This window comes from Blastococcus mobilis (assembly GCF_900188025.1).
Classification (GTDB): domain Bacteria; phylum Actinomycetota; class Actinomycetes; order Mycobacteriales; family Geodermatophilaceae; genus Blastococcus_B; species Blastococcus_B mobilis.
Map to the genome: position 1 here is coordinate 43,251 of NZ_FZNO01000010.1, position 16,335 is coordinate 59,585.

Here is a 16,335-nt window from a genome sequence, read left to right on the forward strand (position 1 = left end):
AGGCACCCATGTCCCATCCCTTCACCCTCACGCTGAGCTGCCCGGAGCGTCCGGGCATCGTGCACGCGGTGACCTCGTTCCTGTTCGAGCACGGCTGCGACATCGTCGAGCACCAGCAGTTCGACGATCCCCTCCGCGGGCAGTTGTTCCTGCGTACCGAGTTCGTGTGCAGCCAGGCCACCGACGCCGACCGCCTGTCGGAGGAATTCCAGGCGGTCGCCGACGACTTCGGCATGACCTACCGGGTGACCGGGGGCCAGCCGCAGCGGGTGCTCGTCCTGGTGTCCAAGCTCGGCCACTGCCTCAACGACCTGATCTTCCGCTGGCGGGCCGGCAGCCTCGGCGCCGAGCTCGTCGCCGTGGTCTCCAACCACGAAGACCTGCGCGCGATGGCGGAGGCAGCCGGTCTGCCGTTCGTCTACGTTCCCGTGACGCCGGCGACCAAGCGGCAGGCTGAGGCCCGGCTGCTCGAGCTCGTCGACGAGCACCGGGCCGACCTGGTCGTCCTGGCCCGCTACATGCAAATCCTCTCCGACGAGACCTGCGCCGCCCTGCACGGGCGGGCGATCAACATCCACCACTCGTTCCTGCCGGGATTCAAGGGCGCCAAGCCCTACCACCAGGCTTTCGACCGGGGCGTCAAGCTCGTAGGCGCGACTGCGCACTACGTCACGGCGGACCTGGACGAGGGCCCGATCATCGAGCAGGAGGTGATTCGGATCGACCACACGTATGACCCTCGAGCACTGGCCACCGTCGGCCAGGACGCCGAGGCCCTCGCGCTCTCCCGCGCGGTGCGCTGGCACAGCGAGCGGCGCGTGTTGCTGAACGGGCACAGCACCGTCGTCTTCCGTTGACCGGGGTCGTCGAGGCCATGTCGAGCAAAGCCCTGCAGCAGCCGGCGTCCGTCGATCCTCCGCCGTCCTCGGCGGCGCTCGACCGGGTCCTGCGATACCTGCTGGAGGAGATGGGGCCACAGCAGGGCCCGACCGGGGCGGGACTCGACCGCGCTCGCGCACTGTTGGCTGCGCTGGGAGATCCGCAGGACCGCTACCCGGCCGTGCACGTCGCCGGGACCGCCGGCAAGGGCTCGGTCAGCGTCTTCGTCGCGAGCCTGCTACGGGCACACGGGTTCCAGGTCGGTGCGCATCTCTCGCCGCACGCCTACTGCCTGCTCGAACGCTTCCAGATGGACGGCGGGCCGGCTCCGGCCGAACTCGTCGATGCCGAGCTGCAGAGGATCCGGCCGGCGGTGGCGGCGGTGGAGCGCGCCGGGCACGGTCGGCCCTCCTTCTTCGAGGTCACCAACGCCATCGCCTTCAGCCTGTTCGCCGGACGGGTCGACTACGGGGTGATCGAGACGGGGGTAGGGGGTCTGCTCGACTCCACGAACACCATCGCCCGCGCCGACAAGCTGGCGGTCATCACGCCCATCGGGCTCGACCACCAGGAACTGCTCGGGACGACCGTCGCCGAGATCGCGCGCCAGAAGGCCGGCATCTTCCCGGTCGGCGGTCGTGCGGTCGCGGCTCGCCCACGCAGCGCCGAGGTGGCGGACGTGCTGACCGCAGAGGCAGCCCGCCGGGGGTGCGACCTCGGCTGGGTGGACCTCGGGCCCCCAGCGGTGCGGGCCCGCACCGGCCCGGACGGCACCGACATCCTCCTACGCGGCCACCCGCCCCTGCGCCTGGGGCTGACCGGGCGACACCAGGCCGGCAACGCCCGTCTGGCGCTGCGTGCCGTCGAGGCGATCGCTGCCCGGGACGCGTGGACGGTCGATGCGGATGCTGTCCGGCTGGGATTGCGGAGCACCACGCTGCCGGGTCGGTTCGAGCGTCGGCTCATCGGCGGCCGGACGACCCTGCTCGACGGAGCGCACAACCCGATGAAGCTCGCGGCGCTGGTCGCGACGCTGCAGGAGGTCTATCCCGGCGCCCGGTTGCCGTGGGTGCTCGCCCTCAAACAGGGCAAGGACCTCCACGCCGCCCTCGAGGTGATCGCACCCACGGCAGCCCTGGTGGTCGCCACAGAGTTCGCCACCGAGGACGGCGACCACCCCGCCGCGGCATCCGTGCCCGCGACGCAGATCGCCATGGCGGCCAGGGAGCGCGGGCTCCAGGCGGTGGTCGAGGAGGAGCCGGCGTGCGCGGTGACCCGTGCCTCGCAGCACGCTGACCTCGACCTGCCGGTCGTGGTCAGCGGCTCGTTCCACCTCCTCGCCACCGTGCGACCCGGGACGACGGCGGCGTGACATCCGGCCGCCGGCCCGCGCTTCCGTGGGCACGCTTCGACGACCTCCGTGCCGGGACCGCGGTCCGATGCCCGTCGCCCCGGCGGGTGCTGGTAGCCGAGCGCCCCGAGGAGGTCGTCGACGTCCTGGCTGAGGTGGAGCGGGCGACTGACGCCGGGTCGTGGGCTTTCGGCTACGTCGCCTACGAGGCGGCCGCAGGGCTGGACCCGCGGCTTCCCGTCCACGGCACCACCCCCATGGGCATGCCGCTGATGTGGTTCGGGCTCTGCGACGAGCCGGTTCCAGTGCCCCCGGTGGCGGCAACCGGGCCGAACGCCACGGTACCGGTCGCGGCCGCCCGATGCCGACCCACGTGGACGCCGGACGGGCACGCCTCTGGCGTCCGGGAGATCCGGGAGCGGATCGCCGCCGGCGACACCTACCAGTGCAACCTCACCGTGCGGATGTCGGGCTTCGTCCCGGGCGACCCGTTCGATCTGTACGAGGATCTCGCGCTGGGGCAGCGGGGCGCCCACAACGCCTACATCGACCTGGGCCGCTTCGCCGTGGCCAGCGCCAGCCCCGAGTTGTTCTTCGAGCGTCGCGGGAACTCCGTCCTGCTCCGCCCCATGAAGGGAACCGCACGGCGGGGACGCGACGAGGACGAAGACCGGCACCTGGCCGACCGGCTGCGCTCCAGCCCCAAGGAGCGGGCGGAAAACGTGATGATCGTCGACCTGATGCGCAACGACGTCGGCCGGGTCGCGGAGATCGGCAGCGTCGAGGTGCCGGCGCTGTTCACCGTCGAGCGCTACGAGACGGTGCAGCAGCTCACTTCCGACGTCACGGCTCGCCTCCGCCCGGGAACGGGCTTGGTAGAAGTCTTCCAGGCACTCTTCCCCTGCGGCTCCGTCACGGGGGCGCCCAAGGCGAGCTCCATGGGGATCATCCGGTCCTTGGAGGCCGAACCCCGGGGCGTCTACTGCGGAGCAATCGGCCTCGTGGGCCCATCGGGCTCCCCGGTGCGGGCCCGCTTCAGCGTGGCCATCCGGACGGCGGTGGTGGACACCTACTCGGGGGAGGCCGTGTACGGCACCGGAGGCGGCATCACCTGGGGGTCGGAGGAGGCGGCGGAGCACGACGAGGTGCTCGCCAAGGCCGCCGTCCTGGCCGTCCGGCCCCGCGAGTTCGAGCTGCTGGAGACGATGGCGCACGACCCGCAGCGCGGCCTGCGCAACCGCGAGAGGCACCTGCAGCGGCTGGCCGCCTCGGCCGACCACCTGCGGTTCCGATTCGACGGGGCAGAAACGCGACGGCTGCTGGACGAGCGGCTGGTGAGCGAGACGCCCGCGCGCGTCCGGCTACGGCTCCGCCGTGACGGGACGGTCGCCGTCGACGTCGCGGCTCTCCCTGCCTTCCCGGCTGGACCGGTACTGCTGGCGCTCGACGACGAGCCGGTCGACCCGGGATCGAGGTGGCTCCGCCACAAGACGAGCATGCGTGACCCCTACGACCGGCGCCGCGACCGGCGCCCGGACGTCGACGACGTGATCATGGTGAACACGAGAGGCGAGCTCACCGAGGTCACCCGGGCCACGCTCGCCGTGCAGATCGACGGGCAATGGTGGACACCACCTGTCGAGTCCGGTTGCCTGCCCGGCGTCGAGCGCGCGCGCTTGATCGAGGTGGGCAGGCTGCGGGAGCGGGTGCTCCGTGTGGCCGACCTCGAGCGGGCAGAGGGGGTAGCGGTGGTCAGTTCTCTGCGCGGTTGGCGCGCCGCAGCCCTGAGCCCCGTTCGTCGTGAGGCCGCACCCACCGCGGAGCCTGGTCAGGACCGTGTGGACGTCCCATCGGCCGGGAGCCCCCAGCCAGCAGTCGGTGGCGGCAGGGGACGGCGAGCCGCCGCGTTCCGATCGTGCGTGCCGTTCCCGCCGAGCGAGGCGCGGTCGTCCGGACCCCCATCACTCCCTGTCGGGGGGCGACTGCTGACCTCCGTGCTGCGGTGGGACGGATGAGCAGCTCAGTCGATGGTCATGGCGCGCCTGCGGACCCGTTCGTCGAAGCGGTCCCGCTCACCGCTGACCGGCCTGCCGAGGTACTCACCCAGCGTCACGCCGGCAGCGAGAGCGAGACCGACGGCCAGCGCTCCGACGAGGGCGGCCAGTGCGCCCTCGATGTCGGCGCCGACGACGATCCTGAACAGGCCCTGGTAGACGGCCAGTCCCGGCAGCAGCGGAACGATGCCGCAGACCGCGACGAGCTGCGGGGGGACCCGCAGCCGCTGGGTCAGCACCTCTCCGGAGAACCCGATGACGACGGCCGCGATCCCGCTGGCCAGGGGAGTTCCGGCCCCCACTGCGCTGAGCGCCCAGAATGTCGTCCACGCGAGCGCTCCGGCGATCGCGGCGAGTCCGACGGCGCGCGGCCGGGCATGGCTGGCCAAGGACCAGAAGCCGGCGATCCCGACCGATGCCGCGAGCGCGACGGGGAAGGGCACAGGGGAGGGCGCGGTGGTGACGACGGTCAGCGGCAGTTCGGCGCGCCGAGCCAGATCGAGCACGCCGGCGATGCCCACCACGATGCCGGCGGTCAGCGTCACCACCTCGAAGGCTCGCGCCCCGGCGGTCACCGGAAACCCGTTGATCGCGTCCTGCGCCGCACTGACGAGGGAGAGGCCGGCAAGGAGCACGACGATGCCGGCGGCGACGACCAGCGACGTCCGGACCTCGACGCCCCAGGCGAGCAGGAGAACGGCGACCCCTGTGGCGAGCGCGGCCCCCGCTACCTGCTGGAAGAAGACCGGCAGGCTCCGCCGGTTGAGCACCCGCATCACCTGCTCGATCAGGGCGGTCGTCAGGGCTGCGAGCAGCGCCTCCAGCCAGCCACCGCCGAGAACGAGGCAGAAACAACCGGCCACACCGGCCCATGCCATTGCATTCACGGTCCGGCGGTAGGTGGCAGGCGCCGCGACCACACGGTCCAGCCTGCGGTGTGCCTCCTCGATGTCGAGGTCACCTGCGCCGATGGCGCGGGCGAGGTCGGTGACTCCCTGGAAGCGGGTGTAGTCGAGACGGCTCATCCGCACGATCCGCATCGCGGTGAGCGGTACTGCGTCCTCCCGGTCGAAGCTGACCGTGATGGACGTGAACGTGATGTCGACCTGGCAGCTGGTCAGCCCGTAGGCGGCGGCGACCCGCAGCATCGTCGAGGTGACGTCGGCGCAGGAAGCTCCGACGGCGAGCATGGACGCGCCGATGCGCAGCGCCAGGCCCAGCGCCGCGTGCGCCGTGAGGTCGTCCATCCGGCTGGGCAGGGCCCGAAGGCCGATCGGTGCGGTGGGTGGGTTGTTCCCCGCGACCGCACGCCAGGCCCGCTCCGGGAGACGCGAGTACGGCACACGGCGACGCGGGGGCCAGGCGGGCACAGACCCAGGCTATGGCTTCGAAGGAGAGCTGACCGATGTGGCCAGGACGCTCCCGGAGTGCCGGTCACCCTCGTCGGCGGGCCCGGACGGCGGTCGGTCCGGGGGGCCGAACCGACCGCATCGGGCTACGAACCGACATGGTCACCCGGGTGGGAAACCGCCCGTCGGCACCACAGCGGGAGGCTGAGGGCATGATCCCGTGCACTCGGCCGGCGAGCCGTTCAGCTGGCGGTCGGCAGACCTCCTCTTTCCGGGCAGCGCCGCGATGACCGACGAGGCACGTCTCCCGGGGGAACCCGCCGACGACCACGCGCGGGCCGTCCCGGTGTTCTTCCTGTCCGACAGCACCGGGATCAGCGCGGAGACGATGGGCAATGCGCTGCTCATCCAGTTCCCGGACATGCGCTTCGAGCGCACCGTGATCCCCTTCATCTCCTCGGTCCAGGAGGCCCGGGAGGTCGTGGCCCAGCTGGACGAGGTGATGGCGGGGCCCGTTCCCCCGCTGGTCTTCACCACCGCCGCCGTCGACGAGGTGCGTGCGGAGCTGCTGAAGACCAAGGCTCCGATCATTGACTTCTTCGGGCTGCACATGGAGCGGGTGGAGGCGCAGCTCGGGGCTCGGGGACTGCACGAGGCCCGGCGACTGCACGGGGTCGGGGACGTGCGTCGCTACAACGACCGGATGGCGGCCATCGAGTTCGCCATCGAGCACGACGACGGTCTGAGCCCCCGGGGCCTGGACCGGGCCGACGTGGTGCTGCTGGCGCCGTCCCGGTGCGGCAAGACGCCGACCGCGATGTACCTGGCGCTGCAGCACGGCCTGTTCGTGGCCAACTATCCACTGGTCGACGAGGATCTGGAGTCCACCGAGCTGCCCGGACCGGTCCGGGGCCTCGCCGACCGCTGCTTCGGGTTGACCACCACGGTGACGCGCCTGAGCCGGGTCCGGCAGGAGCGCCGCCCGGACTCCCGCTACGCCTCCGAGGAGCAGTGCCGCTTCGAGCTGCGCCGGGCGATGGCGATCTACGCCGCCCACGACCTCCCCACCGTGGACACCACGACGGCCTCCGTCGAGGAGATCGCCACCGTGGTCATCCAGACCCTGGCCCGGCAACGGCGGCGCTCCGGCGCACGCCCGCAGTCCGGCCACAACCTCCCCCGAGGAAGGACCCTCCGATCATGAGCACCGACACCGCACGCGAGGCACAGACCGGGGGAACGGCCGACGACGGCGACAACGTCCGGTGGTTCGCCGAGCTGGGGCTCGCCGACCTCGAGGTGGTCGGCGGGAAGAACTCCTCGCTGGGCGAGATGATCTCCCATCTCGCCGATGCCGGGGTCAGCGTCCCCGACGGCTTCGCCACCACGGCGGCGGCCTACCAGCGCTTCCTCGGCGACACCGGGCTGGCCGGCCGGATCGCGGAGCGGCTGCGCGGGCTGGACATCGACGACGTCCGGGCGCTGGCCGAGGCCGGCCGGGAGATCCGGCGGCAGGTGGTCGAGCAGCCCTTCCCGCCGGCCCTGGAGGCCGACATCCGCGCGGCATACGACCGGCTGGCCGGCGGCGACGCGGAGGCCTCCTTCGCGGTCCGCTCCAGTGCCACCGCCGAGGACCTCCCGGACGCCTCCTTCGCCGGGCAGCAGGAGACCTTCCTCAACGTGCGTGGCGTCGACGCGGTGCTGCAGGCCGTCCGGGAGGTGTACGCCTCGCTGTACAACGACCGGGCCATCGCCTACCGGGTGCACCACGGCTTCGACCACGAGGCGGTCTCGCTGTCGGCGGGGGTGCAGCGGATGGTGCGCTCGGACGTCGGGGCCTCGGGCGTCATGTTCACCATGGACACCGAGTCCGGTTTCCGCGACGCCGTCTTCATCACCTCGGCCTACGGCCTCGGCGAAGGGGTGGTGCAGGGGGCGGTCAACCCGGACGAGTTCTACGTCTACAAGCCGGCCCTGCGGGCCGGGCGCCCGGCCATCCTCAAGCGGGGTGTGGGGGAGAAGGCCACCAAGATGGTCTACACCGAGCACGCCGAGGTCGGCCGTACGACCCAGTTCGTCGACGTCGACCCCGCGGAACGCCGGCTGCTGTCCCTCACCGACGAGGAGGTCCTCGAGCTGGCCCGACAAGCGCTCAAGATCGAGGAGCACTACGGCCGGCCCATGGACATCGAGTGGGGCAAGGACGGCCTCACGGGGCAGCTCTACATCCTGCAGGCCCGTCCGGAGACCGTGCAGTCCCGCTCCGGCAACACCTCCGAGCGGTACATCCTCACCGGCACCGGGGAGGTTCTGGTCGAGGGGCGGGCGATCGGGCAGAAGATCGGCGCCGGCGCCGTCCGGGTGCTCACCGACATCGACCAGATGGACCAGTTCACCGCCGGGGACGTGCTGGTCGCCGACATGACCGACCCGGACTGGGAACCGATCATGAAGCGGGCCGCGGCGATCGTGACCAACCGCGGCGGGCGGACCTGCCACGCGGCGATCATCGCCCGCGAGCTGGGCATCCCCGCCGTCGTGGGCACCGGCACGGCCACCCGGAAGCTGTCCGACGGCGACCCGGTCACCGTCTCCTGCGCCGAGGGCGACACCGGTCTGGTCTACGCCGGCGAGATCGGCTTCGAGGTGGCGGAGACCGAGCTGGACGCCATGCCGGAGATCCCGACCAAGATCATGATGAACGTGGGGACGCCGGAGCAGGCCTTCGCGTTCTCCCGGCTGCCCCACGCCGGCGTCGGGCTGGCCCGGCTGGAGTTCATCATCAACCGGCAGATCGGCATCCACCCGCGGGCGCTGCTCGACCTCGAGCGGCTCGACGCCCCGCTGAAAGCGCAGATCGAGGAACGGATCGTCGCCTACCCCTCGGCGCGGGACTTCTTCGTGCACCGGGTCGCCGAGGGCGTCTCGATGATCGCCGCGGCGTTCGCGCCCGAGCCGGTGATCGTGCGGATGAGCGACTTCAAGTCCAACGAGTACGCCAACCTCCTCGGCGGCGACCTGTACGAGCCGCACGAGGAGAACCCGATGCTGGGTTATCGCGGGGCCTCGCGGTACCTGTCGGCCGACTTCGCCGACTGCTTCGCCATGGAGTGCGAGGCGCTGCGCTACGTCCGCGACGAGATGGGGCTGACCAACGTCAAGATCATGATCCCGTTCGTCCGGACCGTCGCCGAGATCGAGGGCGTGGTCCGCCTGCTGGGCGAGCACGGTCTGCGCCGCGGGGAGAACGGCCTGTCGGTCGTGATGATGTGCGAGCTGCCCTCCAACGCGCTGCTGGCCGGGGACTTCCTCGAGCACGTCGACGGGTTCTCCATCGGCTCCAACGACATGACCCAGCTGGCCCTCGGCCTCGACCGCGACTCCGCCCTCGTCGCGGCAGGTTTCGACGAGCGTGACCCCGCCGTGCTCGCCCTGCTGAAGATGGCGATCGAGGCCTGCCTGGACCGAGGGAAGTACGTCGGCATCTGCGGCCAGGGCCCCAGCGACCACCCCGATCTCGCCGACTGGCTGGTCGGGCAGGGCATCGAGTCGATGTCGCTGAACCCCGACACCGTCGTCGACACCTGGCAGCACATCGCCAAGTCACCCCACGTCAGCTGACGCGGCGTCTCGGCGTGACCACGGCACCAGTGTCATGGTCACGGTCAGCTACGGCTTTCCGGCCGGGGTGGGCCGGTAAGCGTGGTGCGAGGCGGCGATTCCTGACCACCACTCTGACCACCATTGAGCCCCGTTCCGGGCCGTTCGGCACCGTTCGCCGTCGTCTCGTGCACCGCTCGACCTGCGCAGATGGACTCGGGCGAACCACCGCAGACCCCCGGCCGACGGCTGGGGGTCTTGAGGTCGCAATGGGGGCAGAGATTGACCTGTCCCGCATCGGGCACCCGCATTGCGGCTCTGCGACGTGCCAAGTGGGCGGTCCGAGCGACTCCGGGGCCACTGGAGAAAAACAGGAGACTGCTGCGCGAGGCTCTGGTGACCGTGTTCACGGCACCGCCTGAGCGCTGACCCACGGTTCCACAGGCCGCCTACTCGTCCACAGGTTTGCCACTGCGGCAGCGAAGCCCCCTAGTCGCCAGTAAGTCGGGAGAGAGCCTGACAGCCGAGAGACGGCCAGAGCTGGGCCTCTCGAGGCGGGCCAGCAGGAGGAGGTCGGCGGGATGGGGAAGCCACGGCGGCGGCAGGCGGGCGAGGGCGGGATCAGTGAGTACGAGACCAAAGCCGGCCGGCGCTTCCTGATCAAGTTCACGGTTCAGCGCGAAGACGGGACCAGGCGTGTCGTCCTCAAGCGCGGATTTCTGTCCCGGAGGGACGCCGCGGCGGCCCTCCGTGCCGAGATCCGCAAGGCTGAGGTGGGGGAGTGGGTGGAGCCGTCGAAGCAGCGCCTCGACGCCTACCTTGCGGAGTGGATCAAGGGGCAAAGGCTGAGCCCTTCCACGCTGTCGTCGTACCGGAAGAACATCCGGCTGCACATCGACCCTTACCTGGGTGAGCAGCTCGTCGCCCGTCTCACCGGCTCGGCGGTCGACGCGTGGATGCGGAAGTTGGAGGCGTCCGGTCGTGCCGACGGCCAGGGTGGGCTTTCCGCGCGCACAGTGCGCTACGTGTTCACCATCCTGCGGTCGGCACTGAGCGATGCGGTCAGTCAGGGGCGGCTCGCGGTCAATCCGACGGACCGATCTACGGCGCCGACCCCCTCGGAGGCCCGTCCCCCGGAGATGAAGGCCTGGACCGCGCCGGAGCTCGCCCGCTTCCTCGGCTGGGCGGAAGCGTACGACCCGGACTTGGCCATAGGTTGGCGGCTGCTCGCGACGACCGGGATGCGCCGCGGAGAGGCGCTCGCCCTGCGCTGGCGGGACGTCGACTTGGACGCCGCGCGGCTTGCAGTTCGTCGCAGTGTCGGGGTGGTGAAGAACAAGGGCGCCGGCGAGGAGCTGGTCGAAGGCCCGACCAAGACGGGCCAAGCCCGAGTCGTCGACCTCGACGCGGGCACCGTGGCAGCGCTCCGCAGGTACCGGACGGTCCGCGGCTTACTGACTCTCGAGCTCGTTCGGGACTCTGCGCTCGTGCTGAGCGAGCTCGACGGCGCCCATCGGCACCCGGAGCGATTCTCCCGCCGTTTCGCCGGCCAGCTCCTCCGAGCGCGCAGGGCGCTGGGCGAGGAGCAGCTGCCGGTGATCCGGCTGCACGATCTCCGTCACACGCACGCCACGCTGCTGCTTGCCGACGGCGTACCGGTGAAAGTCGTGTCGGAGCGGCTGGGCCACGCCAGCGCCACCATCACGCTTACCGTCTACCAGCACGTTCACCCCGGCATGGGCCGCCAGGCCGCTAACCGCTTCGCCGCCCTGTTGGAAGGCTGAGTCGGGCACGAAGTATCACGCGAGTATCACGAGGGCCTCCGAGGCCTCAACACGAAATTACCCCGGGTCCCTGACCTGCAGGAAGACCGGGGTGAGGCTGTGTCCGAGGGGGGACTTGAACCCCCACGCCCAATAAAGGGCACTAGCACCTCAAGCTAGCGCGTCTGCCATTCCGCCACCCGGACGAGTGTGCGATCAGCCTACCGGACCAGTTGAGCGTTCCGGTGCACCCCCCACCGGTCGGGTTGCCGCGACGGAGACGCGGCCCCGGCCGGCGCGCTTGGCGTCGTAGAGAGCGTTGTCGGCGGCGGTGTAGAGCCCGCGCCGGTCGCTCGAGTGCTGCGGCAGGTGGGCCACGCCGACGCTGATCGACAGGGCCAGGAGGGTGCCGTCGGCCAGGGTCATGGGCGAGGAGCGGACGGCCTGGAGCAGGTTCTCCGCGCGGAGTGCCGCCACGTCCCTGCGACACCCGGGCATCAGGACGGCGAGCTCGTCCCCGCCCAGCCGGGAGAGGACGGCGTCCTCGGCCCGGACCCGGGTGCGCAGGACGGTCGACAGATGAACCAGGACGTCGTCGCGCACCGGGTGACCGTGGCTGTCGTTGATCGATTTGAACGAGTCGACGTCGATGAGCACGAGCGCGGTCCCACCCGGTACCGATCGGTCCAGTGCGCGCTCGAGGGCGCGGTCGAAGGCCCGCCGCGTAGCAAGGCCGGTCAGCGAGTCCACGGTGACCTGCGCCCGGAGCGCGGTGACCAGCCGTTCCTGCTTTTCGTTGGCGCGCACGAGCAGCACCGCCATCACGACCAGCACCGCGCCGAAGAAGATCATGTCGGTCAGGGCCGCGGCCGGCGGCAGGAGGAGGAAGAGCGTCAGGCAGTTCCCGGCCAGCGCCACAGCGGTCACCAGCACCACCCCGGGTGCCCGGAGGTGCGAGGCGGCCCAGAAGATCGGGAAGGCGAAGAACGCCTGCGCCGCGGCCGAGGTGTCCTCGGTGAGCACGTTCAGCGTGCTGGTCAGGATCACGCCGAGCAGGGCGGCGATGACGCTGAGACCGAGCCGGTCGAGCATCCGCGGGGACAGCACCGAACACGCGGCGGCACCGGCGAGCAGCAGGGCGACGGCGACCCAGTGGACGGCGAGGACGAGGGCGCCGGCGTCGGCCTGGTCGAACACCGCCAGGCCGGCGACCACCGCGGAACAGACCAGCAGGATCAGCCGCGTGCTGTGCGCGGCCGCCTGTGGCTCCCGTGCCCGAAGCGCCCGGCCCATCCTCATGGGGGAGGTATCGACGGACGGTATCGGACGGTGGAGTACCTATTCACCCTCGCGAGGGAAGGCCCCGGGAATGGCACGATCACGTCCATGGCCGAGCCCTTCGCACAGCCCCTCGCCGCAGCCCAGAGCGAGGTCGCCGAACTGTTGTCCGATCTCATCCGGATCGACACCACCAACACCGGTGACACCGCCACCAGCGCGGGCGAGCGGGCCGCCGCCGAGTGGATGGCCTGCAAGCTCGCCGACGTCGGCATCGACTCCGAGATCCACGAGTCGGAGCCCGGCCGGGCGAGCCTGGTGGCCCGGATCGAGGGTGCAGACCGCTCCCGGCCCGCCCTGCTGGTGCACGGGCACCTCGACGTCGTGCCCGCGGACCCGGGGGAGTGGAGCGTCCACCCGTTCTCCGGCGAGGAGCGTGACGGCTACATCTGGGGCCGGGGGGCCGTGGACATGAAGGACATGGACGCCATGGTGCTGGCACTGGTCCGCGACTGGGCCCGCACCGGCGTCCAGCCGCCCCGCGACATCGTGCTGGCCTACGTCGCCGACGAGGAGGCCGGCGGCAAGCTCGGCGCCCGCTGGCTGGTCGACGAGCACCCGGATCTGTTCGAGGGCTGCACCGAGGCGATCAGCGAGGTCGGCGGCTTCAGCATCACCGTCCGCGACGACCTGCGCCTGTACCTGGTGCAGACCGCGGAGAAGGGCCTGGCCTGGATGCGGCTCACCGCCTCCGGCAAGCCCGGCCACGGCTCCTTCGTGCACGACGACAACGCCGTCACCCGGCTCTGCCAGGCCGTCGCCCGCCTCGGCTCCGCTCGGCTGCCCACCGTGCTCACCCCGCCGATGCGCCAGTTCCTCGACGCGGTCAGCGACGCCTACGGCATCGAGATCGACCCCGACCAGCCCGAGGAGGCGCTCGCCCGCCTCGGCAGCATCAGCCGCATGATCGGGGCGGCCCTGCGCAACACCGCCAACCCGACGATGGTCGACGCCGGCTACAAGGCCAACGTCATCCCGGGGACGGCCAGTGCCACCGTCGACGGCCGGTTCCTGTACGGCCAGCAGGAGGAATTCGAGCGCCAGCTCGCCGGGCTGATCGGCGAGGGCATCCAGCGCGAATGGATCGTCCACGACCAGGCCGTCGAGACGACGTTCGACGGCCCGCTGGTCGACCAGATGGTCGCCGCGCTCAAGGCCGAGGACGACGGCGCCCGACCGGTGCCCTTCACGATGAGCGGCGGCACCGATGCCAAGAGCTTCGAGCGCCTGGGGATGCGCTGCTTCGGGTTCTCCCCGCTGCGCCTGCCGGCCGACCTGGACTTCGCGTCGCTGTTCCACGGCATCGACGAGCGGGTGCCCGTCGAGTCGCTGCAGTTCGGCATCCGGGTCCTCGACCGGTTCCTGCGCAACGCGTGATGTGATGCGGGCGTGACCTCTCCCACACCTGCCCCTGGCTCCGTCGCTCTGATCACCGGGGGAACCGGCGGCTTCGGCCGTGCCCTCGCCACCAAGCTGCGGGCGCTCGACGTCACCGTCGTCCTCGCCGACCTCGACAGCGAGCGCAACCGGCAGGTCGCCAAGGACCTCGACAGCCACTTCGTCGTCCTCGACGTCACCGACCGCGCCGCCAACCAGGCAGTGGTCACCCAGGTCGAGGCCGAGCACGGCCGCCTGGACGCCGCGTTCCTCAACGCCGGCATCGCCGGGAAGTCCCGCGAGACCCTCGACGTCGACGAGTTCCTCCGTGTCGTCGACATCGACCTGTTCGGGGTCGTCTACGGCACCGAGGCCGCGCTGCCGGCGCTGCGCCGGGCCGGCGGCGGCTCGATCGTCGTGACGGCGTCGCTGGCCGGCCTCTCGCCCATGGCCACCGACCCGGGGTACAGCGTGGCCAAGGGCGGAGCGGTGGCGTTCGTGCGCTCGATGGCCCCGCGACTGGTGGGCGAGGACATCGTCGTCACCGCGATCTGCCCCGGTTTCGCCGACACCGCGATCATCGATCCGATTCGCGAGGAGTTCGAGAAGGCCGGCTTCCCGGTGCTCACCGCCGAGGAGGTCGCCGACGCCATGATCGCGGCCTGGACCTCCGGTGAGCCGGGTGCGGCCTACATCATCCAGCCGGGCGTCGGCGCCGTGCCCTACAAGTTCAAGGGCGTGCCGTCTGCGAAGACCCGGAGCGGCGAGACCGCCGTCGTCCCCGAGGCGCTGCGCCCACCCGGCATGCGCTGACGCCCGGGGGCACCCCGTGACCACGGTCACGGAGCGTCTGGCAAGGTCGCGACATGCGTGCATGGCGGGTACACGAACTCGGGGATCCCTCGAAGGTCATGAGCCTCGACGAGGTGGAGCAGCCGACCCCCGACGAGGGACAGGTCCTGGTCCGGGTGCGGGCGGCGGCACTGAACTTCCCCGACGTCCTCATGGCCATGGGCATGTACCAGGAGAAGCCGCCACTGCCCTACACCCCGGGTGTCGAGCTGTGCGGGGAGATCGTCGAGACCGGCCAGCGGGTGATCGGCTCGCCGTCGCGCGGCCCGGGGGCCTTCGCCGAGTACGCGCTGATGGACACCGACAACGCGTGGCCGGTGCCCGACGGCATGAGCGACGAGAAGGCGGCCTCGCTCTACCTGACCTACCAGACGGGGTACGTCGGCCTGCACCGCCGCGCGAACATCCAGGCCGGTGACTGGCTGCTGGTGCACGCCGGGGCGGGCGGCGTCGGGACGGCGGCCATCCAGCTCGGCAAGGCCGCCGGCGCGAAGGTGATCGCGACGGCCGGCGGCGCCCGCAAGACCGAGGTCTGCCGGGAGCTGGGCGCCGACCACGTCATCGACTACACGACCGAGGACTTCGTCCCCATCGTGAAGGAGGTGACCGGTGGGCACGGCGCCGACATCGTCTACGACCCGGTCGGCGGTGACGTCTTCGACAAGTCGCGCAAGTGCATCGCCTTCGAGGGCCGGATCGTCGTGGTGGGCTTCACCAGCGGCCGCATCCCCGAGGCGCCGGCCAACCACCTGCTGGTGAAGAACTACAGCGTCGTCGGTCTGCACTGGGGCCTCTACCGGAAGATGGACCCGGCGCGAATCGGGCAGGTCCACGAGGCGCTGACCACGCTCGTCGAGTCCGGCGCGGTCGACCCCCTGGTGGGGGAGCGCCTGCCCCTGGACCAGGCGCCCGAGGCGCTGGCCAAGCTTGCTGACCGGAGCACGGTCGGTAAGGTCGTCCTCGTCCCCTGAGGGCAACGCCTGACCTGGGCGCGCGACCCTCACCCAACCCGAGGTGGAGGCGGCGCCGGGCGACGGCTCGACCCGTGTCCCCGCGGCGGTACGCCGCGCGCCGCACTGGGTCAGATGACGGGAAGCGGCAGGTAGGACAGCCGGGCGCGGCGCCGGAGGATGACCTTGCGGGTGCCGTCGGGGTGCAGTTGCAGGCGGGCCAGCTCCCAGCCGCCGGTGTCGGCCTGCAGGCTCAGCATGGTCGCCGCTGCGGACCGGGACGTGCCCGGCGGGATCCGCAGCGGCGCGTACTGGTAGTCCGCGGCCGCCTCCATCACGCCGATTGTGCCCGGCCCGCGCCGATCGGTCACGCGATCGTGACCCGGTCGGCAGACCCGGCCTGCCGGGCCCGGGCGCGTTCGGCAGGATGGATGGCGAGCCCCGCCGACCCACGACGAGGAGGACGACGTGACCGGACCCGGCATCCCGAGCGAGGTGCCCGACGCCGACCGTGCGGAGCAGGAGGCGCTCCTCGACCCGCCCGCCGTGACCTCGGCCGCCGAGGCGAACGCCCCTGCGCCGGGCGTTCCGGAGGCCGACGCCCTGGAGCAGCAGCTCGCGGCACGCCCGGGGGAAGCCGGCAACCCGCTGCGGCCGGTCGATGACCGGGAGGCGAACGAGGCCGACATCCTCGAGCAGGACGCCGATGTGCCGCTGGACGACGACGACATCCTGACCTGACCCGCTCGCGGTCACCGTCTCGGTGTCGAGCCGTGGTCGCTCCCGTGTTCTGTGACGCCCCCCCGGCCGACGCCGGCCACG

13 protein-coding genes and 1 tRNA gene are annotated in these 16,335 nt (G+C 71.4%); 10 read left to right on the top strand and 4 right to left on the bottom strand.

What is annotated here, in order from left to right:
- The first annotated feature begins 8 nt into the window (after positions 1–8).
- The 3 genes from purU to pabB all read left to right on the top strand — a co-directional run bounded on the left by purU (position 9) and on the right by pabB (position 4,245).
- Positions 9–857, top strand: coding sequence for a formyltetrahydrofolate deformylase (purU, locus tag CHB94_RS10670; RefSeq protein ID WP_089336559.1), 849 nt, complete (start codon positions 9–11; stop codon positions 855–857).
- Positions 854–2,251 (top strand): bifunctional folylpolyglutamate synthase/dihydrofolate synthase, encoded by a 1,398-nt coding sequence (locus CHB94_RS10675; RefSeq protein ID WP_089336560.1) that lies wholly within the window; start codon positions 854–856, stop codon positions 2,249–2,251. Before purU ends, CHB94_RS10675 begins: the two co-directional genes overlap by 4 nt.
- An 86-nt stretch (positions 2,252–2,337) precedes the next feature.
- A complete protein-coding gene (gene pabB / locus CHB94_RS10680) occupies positions 2,338–4,245 on the top strand; it encodes an aminodeoxychorismate synthase component I (RefSeq protein ID WP_254920562.1) in 1,908 nt (635 codons plus the stop codon).
- 5 nt (positions 4,246–4,250) lie between these two features.
- Here the strand turns inward: pabB and CHB94_RS10685 are convergent, their stop codons facing one another.
- Entirely contained in the window at positions 4,251–5,654 is a 1,404-nt protein-coding gene (locus CHB94_RS10685; protein ID WP_254920563.1) for a threonine/serine exporter family protein, read from the bottom strand.
- 199 nt (positions 5,655–5,853) lie between these two features.
- Here CHB94_RS10685 and CHB94_RS10690 point away from each other — a divergent pair, with 199 nt between their 5' ends.
- From CHB94_RS10690 to CHB94_RS10700, 3 genes are all read left to right on the top strand, one after another.
- Entirely contained in the window at positions 5,854–6,837 is a 984-nt protein-coding gene (locus tag CHB94_RS10690) for a pyruvate, water dikinase regulatory protein (protein ID WP_254920564.1), read from the top strand.
- Complete coding sequence (gene ppsA, locus CHB94_RS10695; RefSeq protein ID WP_089336563.1) at positions 6,834–9,254, top strand: phosphoenolpyruvate synthase; 2,421 nt, start codon at positions 6,834–6,836, stop codon at positions 9,252–9,254. The genes CHB94_RS10690 and ppsA overlap by 4 nt, the downstream gene beginning before the upstream one ends.
- A gap of 560 nt (positions 9,255–9,814) precedes the next feature.
- Complete coding sequence (locus CHB94_RS10700; protein ID WP_089336564.1) at positions 9,815–11,017, top strand: tyrosine-type recombinase/integrase; 1,203 nt, start codon at positions 9,815–9,817, stop codon at positions 11,015–11,017.
- A gap of 100 nt (positions 11,018–11,117) precedes the next feature.
- On the opposite strand, the gene CHB94_RS10705 is transcribed toward CHB94_RS10700, so the two are convergent.
- Positions 11,118–11,202: transfer RNA gene (locus tag CHB94_RS10705), tRNA-Leu, on the bottom strand.
- Between the two features lie 10 nt (positions 11,203–11,212).
- On the bottom strand, positions 11,213–12,295 hold the full coding sequence (locus CHB94_RS10710) for a GGDEF domain-containing protein (RefSeq protein ID WP_254920565.1): 1,083 nt from the start codon (positions 12,293–12,295) through the stop codon (positions 11,213–11,215).
- Between the two features lie 87 nt (positions 12,296–12,382).
- Here CHB94_RS10710 and CHB94_RS10715 point away from each other — a divergent pair, with 87 nt between their 5' ends.
- From CHB94_RS10715 to CHB94_RS10725, 3 genes are read left to right on the top strand one after another with little or no spacing between them, the layout of a single operon-like run.
- Positions 12,383–13,711 (top strand): M20/M25/M40 family metallo-hydrolase, encoded by a 1,329-nt coding sequence (locus tag CHB94_RS10715; protein WP_089336566.1) that lies wholly within the window; start codon positions 12,383–12,385, stop codon positions 13,709–13,711.
- 12 nt (positions 13,712–13,723) lie between these two features.
- The gene (locus CHB94_RS10720) at positions 13,724–14,524 is read left to right on the top strand and encodes an SDR family oxidoreductase (RefSeq protein WP_089336567.1); all 801 of its coding nucleotides are present in this window, start codon (positions 13,724–13,726) and stop codon (positions 14,522–14,524) included.
- A gap of 53 nt (positions 14,525–14,577) precedes the next feature.
- The gene (locus tag CHB94_RS10725) at positions 14,578–15,534 is read left to right on the top strand and encodes an NADPH:quinone oxidoreductase family protein (protein WP_089336568.1); all 957 of its coding nucleotides are present in this window, start codon (positions 14,578–14,580) and stop codon (positions 15,532–15,534) included.
- A gap of 110 nt (positions 15,535–15,644) precedes the next feature.
- On the opposite strand, the gene CHB94_RS10730 is transcribed toward CHB94_RS10725, so the two are convergent.
- Positions 15,645–15,848, bottom strand: coding sequence for a DUF5703 family protein (locus CHB94_RS10730; protein WP_089336659.1), 204 nt, complete (start codon positions 15,846–15,848; stop codon positions 15,645–15,647).
- Positions 15,849–15,981: 133 nt separating this feature from the next.
- On the opposite strand from CHB94_RS10730, the gene CHB94_RS10735 reads away from it, so the two are divergent.
- Complete coding sequence (locus tag CHB94_RS10735) at positions 15,982–16,254, top strand: Rv3202a family protein (protein WP_089336569.1); 273 nt, start codon at positions 15,982–15,984, stop codon at positions 16,252–16,254.
- Positions 16,255–16,335 lie beyond the last annotated feature (81 nt).